The 13,193-nt window shown below is 33.9% G+C and carries 12 protein-coding genes; all 12 read left to right on the top strand.

The genetic code is table 11. The annotated features are described in order from the left end of the window. Positions 1-14 precede the first annotated feature (14 nt). The 12 genes from RH40_RS09125 (at position 15) to RH40_RS09180 (ending at position 12,877) form a co-directional block, all read left to right on the top strand. Positions 15-593 (top strand): polysaccharide biosynthesis/export family protein, encoded by a 579-nt coding sequence (locus RH40_RS09125; RefSeq protein WP_009601172.1) that lies wholly within the window; start codon positions 15-17, stop codon positions 591-593. A gap of 31 nt (positions 594-624) precedes the next feature. Then, positions 625-2,772, top strand: coding sequence for a GumC family protein (locus tag RH40_RS09130; RefSeq protein ID WP_050790436.1), 2,148 nt, complete (start codon positions 625-627; stop codon positions 2,770-2,772). A gap of 21 nt (positions 2,773-2,793) precedes the next feature. Next, entirely contained in the window at positions 2,794-3,969 is a 1,176-nt protein-coding gene (locus RH40_RS09135; RefSeq protein WP_009601174.1) for an O-antigen ligase family protein, read from the top strand. Further along, entirely contained in the window at positions 3,953-4,822 is an 870-nt protein-coding gene (locus tag RH40_RS09140; RefSeq protein ID WP_009601175.1) for a glycosyltransferase family 2 protein, read from the top strand. The genes RH40_RS09135 and RH40_RS09140 overlap by 17 nt, the downstream gene beginning before the upstream one ends. Next, positions 4,823-5,653 (top strand): glycosyltransferase family 2 protein, encoded by an 831-nt coding sequence (locus RH40_RS09145; RefSeq protein ID WP_009601176.1) that lies wholly within the window; start codon positions 4,823-4,825, stop codon positions 5,651-5,653. Beyond that, entirely contained in the window at positions 5,643-6,095 is a 453-nt protein-coding gene (locus tag RH40_RS09150) for a glycosyltransferase family protein (protein ID WP_009601177.1), read from the top strand. Before RH40_RS09145 ends, RH40_RS09150 begins: the two co-directional genes overlap by 11 nt. Continuing rightward, positions 6,092-6,562, top strand: coding sequence for a glycosyltransferase (locus RH40_RS09155; RefSeq protein WP_009601178.1), 471 nt, complete (start codon positions 6,092-6,094; stop codon positions 6,560-6,562). The genes RH40_RS09150 and RH40_RS09155 overlap by 4 nt, the downstream gene beginning before the upstream one ends. 135 nt (positions 6,563-6,697) lie before the next feature. Continuing rightward, positions 6,698-7,663, top strand: a complete 966-nt coding sequence (locus RH40_RS09160; RefSeq protein WP_206536089.1) for a polysaccharide pyruvyl transferase family protein — start codon at positions 6,698-6,700, stop codon at positions 7,661-7,663. Next, positions 7,650-8,954, top strand: coding sequence for a hypothetical protein (locus tag RH40_RS09165; protein WP_009601180.1), 1,305 nt, complete (start codon positions 7,650-7,652; stop codon positions 8,952-8,954). The genes RH40_RS09160 and RH40_RS09165 overlap by 14 nt, the downstream gene beginning before the upstream one ends. Next, on the top strand, positions 8,944-9,900 hold the full coding sequence (locus RH40_RS09170) for a glycosyltransferase family 2 protein (protein ID WP_009601181.1): 957 nt from the start codon (positions 8,944-8,946) through the stop codon (positions 9,898-9,900). Before RH40_RS09165 ends, RH40_RS09170 begins: the two co-directional genes overlap by 11 nt. A gap of 8 nt (positions 9,901-9,908) precedes the next feature. Continuing rightward, complete coding sequence (locus RH40_RS09175) at positions 9,909-11,564, top strand: ATP-binding cassette domain-containing protein (RefSeq protein WP_009601182.1); 1,656 nt, start codon at positions 9,909-9,911, stop codon at positions 11,562-11,564. Further along, positions 11,561-12,877 carry an HlyD family type I secretion periplasmic adaptor subunit gene (locus RH40_RS09180; protein ID WP_009601183.1) on the top strand — a complete coding sequence of 439 codons (1,317 nt, stop codon included), beginning with the start codon at positions 11,561-11,563 and terminating at the stop codon, positions 12,875-12,877. The genes RH40_RS09175 and RH40_RS09180 overlap by 4 nt, the downstream gene beginning before the upstream one ends. Positions 12,878-13,193 lie beyond the last annotated feature (316 nt).

Genomic DNA, 13,193 nt, shown 5'->3' on the forward strand with positions numbered 1-13,193 from the left:
CTGGTGTATTTATTATGATTAGAGTATTAAGTCTCGTAGTATTTTTATTGATTATGTCTTTGCGATCATCCTACGCAAATGAGAAATACCAACTCAGTGCAGGTGATGTTATAAGAATTTCTGTGTATGGAGAACAGGATTTATCAATTGATAGTGTAAAAATTGATGATAGAGAGGCTTTTGATTATCCATATCTGGGAGAGATAGATCTTAGTGGTAAGACATTAAATGAGATAAAAAATATTATCTATTCAGGTCTAAAGGGTGATTATTTAGTTGATCCTAAAGTTAGCGTCTCGATAGTAAAATATCGAAATATTTATGTAAATGGGATGGTTAATAAGCCTGGTGGTTATGAATATCAACCAGGTCTGACTGTTCAGAAAGCAATATCACTTTCCGGTGGTGTGATAAGTAAATACCGAAGAAGCGCTAAAATCTATCATATCAAAGCGTCAGAGTTTAAGAAATACAAAGACTATTCACAAGATGAGTTGATCAATAAGTTTGAGTTAGATATGAAAAATGAAGCAGCATCTCATAGCATTATTAACTCTGGCGATACAATCTATGTAATTGCGTCTTTTTGGTAAGCTTCAACAAATTATTATCAAGGATATATTTTTGAAAGTTGGGATAAATGATAATCCTCAGAGTGAGGAGCCTGTTATTGACTTAGGAAAATACTTAGCTCTTATTTTGAGGAATAAATATAGAATTTTATTATTTTCGGTAGTGTGTACGATTGTTTCATTTATATATATATCCAATGTAACTCAGACTTATACGGCCACTGCAACATTAATTTTAGAGACCGAGGCTAAGAAAGCAGTTTCAATAGAGGAAGTTGTCGGAATTGACCCAAGTCAAAAAGGTTATTTCAAAACTCAACTGGAGATCTTAAAAAGCCGAAGAATTGGTATGAGAGTAATCGAAAAGCTCAACCTATATAAGCAACCAGAGTTTAACTCATCTCTTGTTACTACGACCTCGCCAATCAACCTTGTTAAAGGAAAAATTAAGGCATGGATGAGATCATTAACAAATGATGTTGAGAGCATTCCTTCTGATAAAGAATTACAAGAAAAGCTGAGCTATAAGATCTTTGAGAAGTATCGTAGTCTGCTGCATGTAGAAGCTGTACCAAAAACCCACCTTGTAAAAATCCATTTCACTTCACGTGATCCTAAAATAGCGTCCCAAATAGCAAACGCGATTGGTGAGGCGTATATAGAAGAAAATATATATTCACGCCTAGATGCAACCAGACAAACATCAGGCTGGATTTCTAGTAGACTGAAGGAATTACGGCAAGAATTGGTTGCATCAGAAGAGATTTTAACCCAATTTCTTACGGAAAATCGTTTGATTGATGATGAAGGTATCGACAATCAAATAAGTAATTCGATCAATGAACTCAGTTTTAAATTGAATTCTATTGTCGAGAACAGAGTAGCGTTAGAGGCAAAATTTAACACGATTTCAAATGCAGATAGCTACACTCCACTTCTCGGTCAAATATCCGAACACCCGCGAATCCTTGCACTTAAAGCTGATCTAGCCAGAGCAGAACAAGAGATCAGCCAATTGTCGAAACGATACGGTCCTAAACATGATGCAATGAAAGCACAAACTGTGCGCCGCGATAATGTACTTGAAGAGTTAAACAGACAAATTAAGCTTGTGATCGCGGGACTAGGTAAAGACCTAGAAGCGATGAAAGTACAAGAGTCAATGCTGAATAATGAACTAAAACAAAAGAAAGATGAATTTCACAGACTTTCTGTTGTTAAAAGGCAATATGAAGCTCTGAAAACTGAAGCGGAGACGAATAAGAATATACTCAATGTATTCTTGAATCGATATAAAGAGACAACCGCAACATTAGATTTTCACTCAGAAAATGCACGTTTCACTGATTTGGCTGTTGTTCCAATGTTCCCATCAAAGCCAAATAAAAAACTCGTAGTTTTAATCTCTACAGCCCTTTCGTTATTGGCTGCTTCGGCTGCAGTTATCGCTATGGATATCTTAAGGAACACAATAGAGTCGGTAAAACATTATGAAGAGAGGACTGGGACATTACCGTTAGCAGGCATTCCAAATATTGGAAGCAAGACACCTATAAAGTCGATATTTAAAAATCTGAAAACTATTGAAGGCTCGAATCTGCTGGAGTCTCTCCATGATATAAAGATAAACCTCTCTTTATCAGATACAAAGAAAAAGTATAAAACAACGGTTATTACCTCATCATTGGCTGGGGAAGGTAAAACGTTAGTATCTGTTGGTCTTTCATCGGTCTTTAGTCAAACAGAAAAAACTCTATTAATAGATGCAAATCTAAGAAATCCAAGTATTGGTGAATATTATAATCTAGATCAATCAAGAGCGGGTTGGTCAAATTATCTTCTCGAAGAAATAACGTTATCTAATTGTATTTTTGAGCAAGGAGAAAATTATCCGGATATTTTATTGGTTGGCAATATGCGCGTAAACCCACAAGAGGTATTAAGCTCTCTAAAGTTTGAAGAAATGATTTCTGAACTTGAGAGTAAATATGACCGGATTATTATTGATACACCTCCAACATTGGTAGTAAATGATAGCTTAATTATTTCCAAAATGTGTAACAATGTTGTTATTGTTTTACAAAGCAATAATACAAGGTTGCAAAGCCTACGAAATGTAATTGCAAAATTTAAAAAACATGAAGTAAATGTAAGTGGAGTAGTTGTCAATAAAATAAATAAGCGATTCTTTGCCTCCTAAACTATGAAAAGAATTTAAATTATGTATTTAGATAACATAAATAGTCTGATTAAATATCGTACAAACATATTTTTTTCAATCATAATTCTTTTCTTGATTTTAGGAATAAGTGCTAGATATACTCACGGTGCACATAATATACAGAAAATATTAGCTCTCATTATTCCTATTTGCATGGTAATAAAGTTTGGCTTAGAGTCCGGATACATAAAACATTTTATTATTTACCTAACTACAGTATTCTTATGCTATATATTTTCAGATCAGAACTATGTAGATATAAGTCCTTTAACATTTTTAAGGGCGGTTTTAGGTTTTGGAATTCTATATGTCATAATGCTAGTAAAGAATGGTACCTATTTAAGGTCTTTGACTACCGGGCTTGTACTGTTGCCTTTGTTCATGGTCCTTATATCATCAACATGCCATTTTTTATTTAATATATCTGTGACAAGCGGTGGGAACCGATACGGAGCAGGAATATCAAGTGCACATTTTGCATTTCTTACCTACTTCGTAATTCTTTTCTTAGTTTATGAATCTTTACTAAAAAAACGAGTATATTTATTTTTTATTGCAGTCACATTAATGATGATGCTGCTCTCTGGGAGTAGAGGCCCGCTGTTGGCCGCGCTACTACCTATAGCTTTACTTCTTCCATTCTTGAAACTTAGAGATATACAAAGAAAAATTATTTTGACATCACCGCTTATCATTATTGTCGGTAGCAAGTTAATATTGTCAATGGTTGAAAGATCAAAAATGACAACATTTGATAGTGATGGTGGGCTAAATCTTTCTGGCCGAGAATATGCTTGGAGCTATTTTTTAGAAAAAATTGAAGGTTTAAATTTATTTGGTGGAAAGCTGGGCTCTATAACTAAGGTAACCGAAGGGGTCAAGGAATATAATCTTTACGTATTTACTGTTCCTCACAATGAGTTTATTCGGTTTTATATGGAGCTTGGAATAATTGGTTGTTCATTATTTTTCTTAAATATAATATTTATTATGTCAAAGACATATAGAATTAGCAGCTCGACAACGAGGAAATTCTTAGTTACATCATTTATAGGAATGTTCATTCTTACTTTATTTGATAATTCCCTAAGTACTTTACAGTCATCGGTCCCGTTTGCATTACTTTTAAAGTATATACATTTTAATGAGAAGTTAAGACATGAAGAAAAAATCTAGAATACCATTGGTTTCTGTTTATATTCCTACTTATAACCGATCATCGCTCTTAAATAGAGCAGTTAAATCAGTTCTTTCTCAGACAATTAAAAACATTGAAGTGATTATTGTTGATGATAATTCAACAGATGATACATTTGAATTGATATCAAAACTGAAAGAAAGTGATGATAGAGTAATATATCTCAAAAACAATAAAAATATGGGAGCCTGTTTTAATCGAAATAGGGCAATATCTGAGGCAAGAGGGAAGTTCGTTACTGGTCTCGATGATGATGACTTTTTTTTACCTATGAGATTAGAAAATTTTATTAATTATTGGGAAAATAAGAATCCAGATGCAATAGCTTTATTTTCAAATAAAATTGTAAAATATACGAATGATATAGAAAGTACGTATGATAGTAAAAATTTAGTATCTTTTAATGATTTGTGTTTAAAAAACCAAGTAGGAAATCAGATTTTTACACTAAAAAGTACGCTAAATAAATTCAAATATGACGAGGGATTATCTTCGTGGCAAGATTTAGACCTTTGGTTTAATATTCTCAATAGTAATAGATCTAAATTTTTTGAAAATACTAAACTAAAAGATCATATCATTGATAAAAGTCATCCTCACGAAAGAATTAGTAATAAAAAAGTATTATCTTATATGGATTCTTTTATGACAATAACTCAAAAGTATAATTTTTCAGAAAAAGAAAAATATAAGTTAAAATGTCAAGTTTATGCTTATGATACACGTAAATTTGGATTATATAGAGTTTTCAATGATTCTATTAAGACCCAAAATATATATGTCATTTTAAGAATGACCAAATATTTTTTGTTTAACAAAAGGAGTTTTTAAATGCCGAAAAAGCTTCTCATGCTCACAACGTGTATTGTAAATGAAGAGAATATACAAGATCTTCTCAGAATGGTGAGATCTTACAGAGATGATTTCTCTAATTGTATTCATCTTATCTTATTGCAAGGAGACTTGAGCAACTTTAAATCTGCTATCAGTGCCTTGGAACTGTCAACGTATATCATATCAGTTCCAAATGTTATCTCATTATCAAAAGCTCGAAATATAATGTTTGAGCATGCTATAAGCTCAGGATTTTTAGACCTGTGTGAGGTGATTGCTTTTCCTGACGATGATTGCTGGTATCCCGACAATAATCTTTCAGATATCTTCACTTTGTTTGAAAAAAATAAAACCCTTGATTTGTTAGTATGTCGATATAGCGCAAGTACACAAAGCTTACATCAATCAAAAGGCCAAAATTTATCGCTAAAACAGCTTGTTAGCTACGGCTCATCCGCCACCCTTTTTACAAGAGTATCATGTTTGGATAAAAAGAACTTTTTTGATGAATCTTTAGGTATCGGTTCACCAAATAATGGAGGAGAAGATTTAGATTTTGCGTTACGAGTGTTTAAAAAATCAAGGCATGGAATTTTTTTCGATCATCCATTAGTTGGTCATAGCGACAAAGTAGTTACAAAAAACTATCGTTACTTCCAGGGCAGCTTTAGAGCACTCAGAAAAAATTTATTTTTGCATCCATTAATTCCTCTATTTTTTATTCGTAAGTTTTTGGTCGGCATTTATTATGTATTACGCTTTGGGATGCCTGTAAGAAAATTCTTCAGTTCACCGCAAAAATTAAAAGGATTTAGTAATGAAAAATAAAAAGCTTCTCTTTGTGGCTTCTCCCGGAGGCCACTTGGTTCAATTAGGGTTGATTGCTGAATGTTTTGATGATGTGGAGAGTGTTATCGTAAGTACATATAAAGAAAAACCAGCGTTTCTTTCTGGTGATGATTATCGAAGAGTTGACGATTTTAGTCGTGATAATCCACATTTAGCATTTAAAGTTTTTATGCAGTGTTTCAGAATATTACGTCGTGAACATCCCGATCTTGTTGTGACAACTGGTGCTGCGCCTGGCTTGATTATGGTGATAGTGGGTCGACTTTTAAGAGTTCGCTGTGTCTGGGTTGATAGCATTGCAAACTCGAAAAAGCTGTCACTTTCAGGTAGGATCGCGTCCAAGTTGGGAGTCTCCGTGGTATCTCAATGGAAAGAAGTCGCCGAAAACTCAAATCTTATCTACAGAGGTCGTGTAATATGATTTTGCTTACAGTAGGCACTCAGTTACCCTTTGATCGTTTGGTAGAGTCGATAGACAGACTAGCTCTTAAGTACCAAATTGAGGTTAAAGCGCAGATTGGAAAATCAGATTACCAATCACAACAGATAGAAAGCCAAAAGTTTTTTACTCCTGATGAAATTGAACAAGCCTTCAAAGAGGCAAGCATTGTGATTTCTCATGCTGGGATGGGCTCGATCATAAACTGTCTACGCTATAAAAAGCCTGTGATTATCTTCCCAAGGCTGTCTAAATATGGTGAGCATAGAAATGATCATCAATTGGATACTCTAGAGTCATTTTCCAATATTCAGGGAATCTATCCAGCCAAAAATGAAGATGAACTTGAAAAGCTTATTTCTAATATTGACAAATTAAAATCTCCACTAGGGCTATATACTCCAGAACGCGACCTTCTTATATCTTACATCCGAGAAAAAATGCAGTAAATACAGTTTAAAATACTATAAAACCAGTGCTCTTCCTAATTTTGAGAATGCTAATAATTTTTAGTAAAGAACGTTTTTAACTATGAAAAAATTAGTTAGAGTAGCCATGTAATTTTTATGATCTTAGAGGTAAATGTGAAAGAAAACTATCAAGTAGAATGGAAAGAACGTTTAGACAAATTAAAAAGTATGCACAAAGATATCGCTGACTATTGTCAAGGTAAGAAATTAGCTTATCTTGATATCCCTATGCACTTTAATGTGGGTGATCTTCTTATTTATGCAGGTACTGAACAGTTTATTAGAGACTACAGTTTAAATGTGACTTATCGTGGGTTTGATAGTGGAATTGATCACAAAGAGTTAAGAAAAGTTGATATTATACTTATTCACGGTGGTGGTAATTTTGGTGACTTGTATCCTAGACATCAGATATTTAAAGAAGAAATTGTTACAAAATATCCTGATAAGAAAATAATATTCCTTCCTCAAACAATATATTTTAGAAACAATGAAGAGAAAGTTAGAAGCGCTTCTATATTCCGAAAACATAATGATCTTCATATCTTCGTACGAGATGACAGAAGCTTAGAATTAGCAAAAGAATTCTCCAATAGTTGTAATATGATGCCAGATATGGCTCATAGCTTACATCCTCTCATTGACCATTCAGAAGTAGAGAATATAAACATTGATAAATTTAAGATATTAAATCTACGTAGAATTGATATTGAAAATGTTTCACTAGAAACAGATATATCTAAGAAGACATTTGATTGGGACCATCTAATAACAAATGAAGATAAGATTCATTTAAGACTTTCAAGTAAATTAAATTTAATCCCTTTTCTTAGAAAGAAGATATTGAATAAATGGCACAGAAGATCCGATATTTTGATATTTAGATCTATTAATTTTTTCTATCAATTCAATGTTGTTTATACTGATAGATTGCACGGTGCTATATTAGCCTACCTTCTAGGAAAAAATATTAAATTAATAGATAATTCATACGGTAAAAACACAGGGTATTATACAAATTGGCTTGATGACAAATTTTTAATAAAAAATATTTCAATTAATAAAAATGAAAAAAACTGATCATATTGCAATACTATCACTTTTTACTTCTTTAATACGAGTTCTCGGAGGCCCGATAACCATACTTATGGTAAGTAGCCACCTAAGTCTAGAAGAAATGGGGTTTTACTATACATTCTTTAGTTTTATAGTAATGACCCAGTTATTTGAAGTAGGTATTGGTTTTGTTTTAAAACAGTTTTATAGTCACGATTGTAAATATAATGATCAAGGTGTCTTATCTAAAAAATCTTTAATTAAGTCAAGTAAATTGTTTATTTTTTCGTGTCAGTGGTATATGGGTCTTGCCATCATTTATTTAGTACTTCTTATCCCTTTTTCAAAGTTTTACTATTTTAATTATGAGGGGAATATTGAATTTGAAGGCCCACTGTTACTACTTTTAGTCGTTACATCTTTGAAGCTTGTCTCGAACATAATCGACACTTATCTAGATGGTATGCAGAAGCAGATCATTTTACAAAAAGCTCGGTTATTTTCCTCAATAACAATGTCTTTAAGTCTATGGGCGCTCATAAGCTTAGACTATCAATTATATTCAATTGGTTTGAGCTTATTTCTATCAATACAGGTCTTTGTTCTCGTTGTCTTATATTATAAGAAAAATATAGATTTTAAGATTATAAAGGCAGGAGTTAATTACTCTTTCTTGGAACAATTTAGAGAAATATTCCCATTATTAAGTCGATCTAGTCTAGTTTGGTTTTTTGGGTATTTTTTTTGGAATGGTTTCACTTTGCTAGGCTTTCATTTATATGGTGCGTCTATTGCAGGTCAGATCGGCTTTTCTATCGCTATGGCAAAAGGAGGTTATGATGTTGCAAATTCATTTTCTGTGAATCAAAGAACAATAATTGCTAATAAGATAGCTAATGACAAGCTTAGAGAAGCTATTGAAATATTCTTTAAATATTCAATTTTCTCTTTATCGGTACTAACTTTTGGATATTTAATTATCATTTCAGTCAAGGTCTATTTAAGTGAATTTGAGATTGTATCTAAAATGCTAGATACACAAAATCTAATCACTTTGTTCTTGTTCTATATTTTTATATTGGTAATGACAAGTGTCAACAATTTTGTAAGATCATTTAAAATTGAGCCTTTTGTATATTTGTCAATCTATAACTCTACCTCTTTAATGGTGACATTTTATTTATCTCATTATTGGGGATTAAAAAATATATTACTCCTATCAATGATTTTTCTCATACCTTCATTGATATACTCTTTCACATTCTTTTTAAAAAAAATTGGATATATAAAATTAGGTATAGCTGATGTTAAATAGTAAGCTAAAGATAAGTGTGATTCTACCTGTATATAATGTTGAGGACTATCTCGTAGATTGCTTAGAATCAGTTTTATCTCAATCTTATACTAATTATGAGCTTATTGCAGTCAATGATGGTTCAACCGATAAATCAAAAGATATTTTAGAAAGTTATCTAAGTAAATTTTCGGGAAGGTTGAGAATCTTTAATCAAAGTAATTCAGGTCTTTCTTGCGCTCGAAACACCGGTTTAGATATAGCTTCTGGTGATATTGTGTATTTCTTGGATAGTGATGATTGGATATTATCAAATACGTTTTTTGATTGTGTTGGTTTCTTTAAAGAGGACGATACGGATCTTGTATTGTTTGATGGTAACGCATTTTGTGATGGTATGTCAGAGGATAATTTAGATCGATACAACTACATAAGGTCTTTACCAAATACACAATATCGAAATGGAAAAGTTTTTCATGATTCTGTTGTTACTGGTACTTATGTTGTTCAATCTTGTTGTTATTTTTATCGAAGAGAGAGATTTTTGAATCTTAGGTTCATCCCAAAGATTTTACACGAAGACAATTATTTTACTACGTGCCTTCTATTAAGCGCAAAAAACATAAAAGTATCGAAGAATAGATACTTCCAAAGGCGTATAAGAGAGAATTCGATAACGACTACACGTCTAAGTTTCAGACATGCGGATGGCTACTACGTAACGACAGATAAACTATTGGAGCAAGTTAAGTTCGATAATATTACCGAATATTCTTTGAGTATATTTTTAAATCGATTATTACGAAAAGGATTTTCTATAGAAAAGGAGGTTAAGGGGAACATGCCTATATTGCGTCGTATTGAATTATATAGAAGTTACTCATCGGTATTGGACATAAAAAGTTCGCTGTGGCTCTTTTTACCAAATGCCATGTCACTAGTTGCTCGGTTAACGAATAAAAAATAGGAGTGGTCATGGGTAATTGGGAACAATATCAGATCGTTAGAAGAAAAAACCTCATTTTTATCAGTGTGTTCTCTCTTTTTTTTAATTTACTTATGCTCGTTCTACCTTTGTTTAGTATTCAAGTATTCGATCGTGTGCTCACCTCAAGAAGTATTGAAACTCTGATAACACTATCTTTAGTTGCCATTGCGTTACTCGTATTCCAAGCACTATTTCAATACACTCGTACAAGGTTGCTCGAACATTGCGAGGCTCATTTCGAATTGTCATGTTCTTCATCCATAATTGAAAAAATCATGTATCTTCCAGGTCAGAAGGCACGGCAATTACATGATCTGAGGGAGGGTAAGTCATCACTTAGCTCGCACTTTTACCTTTCTTTGAACGATATGCCTTGGTCCATAGGGTTTACGTTCGTTCTTTTTTTGCTTCACCCCAGCCTTGGTTGGTTCACGGTTATTGGCATCTTCCTCCTTCTTGCTATTGTTTCGTCTAATTACTTCCTCGCTAAGAAACTAGCGGGTAATCTCACTCATTCCGCTCTAGCAAGTAACGTAATGTCTCAACAGATTATTGATAAATTACATTTGGCAAAGTGGACTCCAGCGTTACAGCAACTACTAGGGAAGCGTAAAAGTATTGCTGACGAAACAACTTACTTAGAGGAAACCAGGCAAGAATACGCAGCATTATTTTCGTCGACCTTACTTTGGTTGAAGCAGGTACTTCAAGTAGGAATTTTGGCATTGGGTGCATGGTTAGTTATAGGACAAGAAATTAATATGGGGGCTATGCTCGCTGCCTCAATTCTTTTTTCGCGCGTCTTAGCTCCAATTGAACAGTGCTTCCAGTTATTACCTCAGTGGCAAAAGAAAAGACTTGCCCTAGAAAATATACTTGAGCTGTTAAAAGAACCTGATTTAGAGGCTCCCCCAGAGGTCATAGGGTCTTCGCATGACCTAATGTTAGAGCGAGTTTCGTCTTTGAATGGTGCTGGGAAAGTGTCAATGCGTAATGTTCATTTTGAATTGAAAGCTGGTCATTCGCTCGCTGTATTGGGGGAGGTTGCAAGCGGAAAGTCGACGCTTTTGAACGCCATAATAGTTCCCGAGTTGGTTCACTCAGGGAGGATAGTTCTTAATGGGGTTGAAACCAAGAATATTTCAAGAATAGAGCGAAGCAAAACGATAGGGTATATCCCACAGTCGGTCGATTTCTTTGAAACTTCAGTTTTAAACAATATCACTAGTTTCGATGTCCAAGAAAGCCGCTTCGATAGAGCTCTTGAGATATCTAGATCTTTGGGTCTACATGAAACAATCAGTCGTTTGCCACACGGCTATAATACCATGCTGACGAATCAAAACGACTTGCTTTCTCTAGGAGAGATGCAGCTTTTGTCAATCGCGCGCGCCATTTATCATCAACCTAAAATTCTTGTTGCCGATGAATTTGACTCTCACCTAGATGATATAAGTCTAGAGAAGGTACTCCACACTCTGAATCATCTCAAACAGCAAGGCACTTCTATTATTTTCGTGTGCCAGAAAAGGGCGAGTTTGTCTGTTGCGGATTGGGCCATTAATATACAAGAGGGTTCGATTAAATTTGCCGGAAGGCGTGAATCAGTGATACAAAAACTTGAGGCTGAGGTGTTGTCATGAGTAACTTAGTAAAAAAGCAAAAGTTGACTTCACGCTCATATATTGAGCTTGGTATTGTTGGGATGATACTTATCGTTTCTATAGTGACTTTTGTTCTGTTTGGCGTTGAGTTAGATTCAGCAGCTATCGCAAAAGGGCGAGTAAACGTAGAGGGTAACAGAAAACTTATTGAGCATCTTGAGGGAGGCATTGTTGACAATGTTTTGATTAAAGAAGGCCAAAAAGTAAATGCTGGAGATCAACTTATCCAACTTTCAGCAAATTCAATTCAAACACAAGTTACACAGTTAGAGTTTCGTTTACTCAGCATACAGGCACAGCGAGAAAGACTAGAATCAGAACGCGGAAATAGAGACACACTTAATTTTAGCGATGCTTTAAAGAACAAAGTCGAGCAATATCCGAATTTGATTGGAATTCTTGAGACTCAAAAATTATTATTTTTAAGCCGTTCCGAGTTGCATAACAGCGAACAGGCTGTTCTCAAGGCACGGTTTCAAAGAGTAGAGAGTCAGGAAGCGATGCTCGTTCAACAGATCGAAACGAAACAGAAAGCTTATGAACTTTTGTTACAAGAGTTTCGAATGCATGATCGACTTCTCGAAAAAGGACACTCCTCGCGCCTCAAAGCCATTGAGTTGAAGAGAAAACTTAATACTATTTCAGGCGATTTAATTAGAATTAAAGGCCAGAAAAAAGATACGCATCTTTCAAAGCTGGAGGTCTCACAGCAACAAAGTGCAAATCGAAATCGATTTATCACAGAGGTAGAAAAAGAACTTCAAGATCTTAATCGAGTAGTGGAAGAGCTATCTGAAGAACTTTCTAGGGTTAAGGAAATTCTATCTCGCACCTCAATCCGAAGCCCATATAGCGGAAAAATCTTGGGGCTTAAAGTATTCAGTAAGGGCGATGTAATTTCACCCGGGGAGACCTTGATGCAGATTGTCCCAGAAGATGGTCGGATGGTTATTAAAGCCAATCTTCATCCGGACTATATTGATGAAGTGGTACCCGGGCAAAAGTCTATGGTTCGTTTGTTATCATATAACCCACGTAGTGTACCAATGATTGAAGGTGAAGTGGTCCATATTGGGGCAGATAGATTGGAAAGTAGTGATTTATCTAGTGGTGAGTTGTCAGGATATGAAATTAAAGTGGTTCTTAATGCAGACGAGATTGCAGCACATCCCCAAATAGGCTTATATCCCGGAATGCCAGCTGAAGTATACATCACACTACGTAAGAGGACGCCATTTGAATATTTAATCGAACCCATATCTATTGGATTAATGAGATCGATGAAAAGATAAAAATTGGCTCAGAAAGAAAATCGCTCTAACTTTAGAGCGATTTTTTTATTAAAAAAAACAATTCTGAAATTTCTATTTTTATAAAAAATTATAGTTGTTATAAAATGTAAGTTCGTATTAATAAATATTTTACCTGACTTTGAGTTGCATATGCCGATATAGAAAATGTTGTAGAGTTTTTACTTTATAAAGGCCAAGTATATGCTTTTTTTATGATACATTACTCAAGTTATTATTATTTTTTATTTTTATGTTATTTTTTTAACAATAACCAGACAAACTGAATAAAATAAAAAGATAAAAAATATTTCGTAGC

This window comes from Vibrio caribbeanicus ATCC BAA-2122 (assembly GCF_000165125.1).
In the GTDB taxonomy this organism is placed as follows: Bacteria; Pseudomonadota; Gammaproteobacteria; order Enterobacterales; family Vibrionaceae; genus Vibrio; species Vibrio caribbeanicus.

Bases quoted from the DNA above. Each gene is read 5' to 3' on its own strand.
- RH40_RS09140 (WP_009601175.1), top strand. From the start codon at position 3,953: ATGAAGAAAAAATCTAGAATACCATTGGTTTCTGTTTATATTCCTACT.
- RH40_RS09165 (WP_009601180.1), top strand. From the start codon at position 7,650: ATGAAAAAAACTGATCATATTGCAATACTATCACTTTTTACTTCTTTA.
- RH40_RS09150 (WP_009601177.1), top strand. From the start codon at position 5,643: ATGAAAAATAAAAAGCTTCTCTTTGTGGCTTCTCCCGGAGGCCACTTG.
- RH40_RS09125 (WP_009601172.1), top strand. From the start codon at position 15: ATGATTAGAGTATTAAGTCTCGTAGTATTTTTATTGATTATGTCTTTG.
- RH40_RS09135 (WP_009601174.1), top strand. From the start codon at position 2,794: ATGTATTTAGATAACATAAATAGTCTGATTAAATATCGTACAAACATA.
- RH40_RS09145 (WP_009601176.1), top strand. From the start codon at position 4,823: ATGCCGAAAAAGCTTCTCATGCTCACAACGTGTATTGTAAATGAAGAG.
- RH40_RS09180 (WP_009601183.1), top strand. From the start codon at position 11,561: ATGAGTAACTTAGTAAAAAAGCAAAAGTTGACTTCACGCTCATATATT.
- RH40_RS09155 (WP_009601178.1), top strand. From the start codon at position 6,092: ATGATTTTGCTTACAGTAGGCACTCAGTTACCCTTTGATCGTTTGGTA.
- RH40_RS09170 (WP_009601181.1), top strand. From the start codon at position 8,944: ATGTTAAATAGTAAGCTAAAGATAAGTGTGATTCTACCTGTATATAAT.
- RH40_RS09175 (WP_009601182.1), top strand. From the start codon at position 9,909: ATGGGTAATTGGGAACAATATCAGATCGTTAGAAGAAAAAACCTCATT.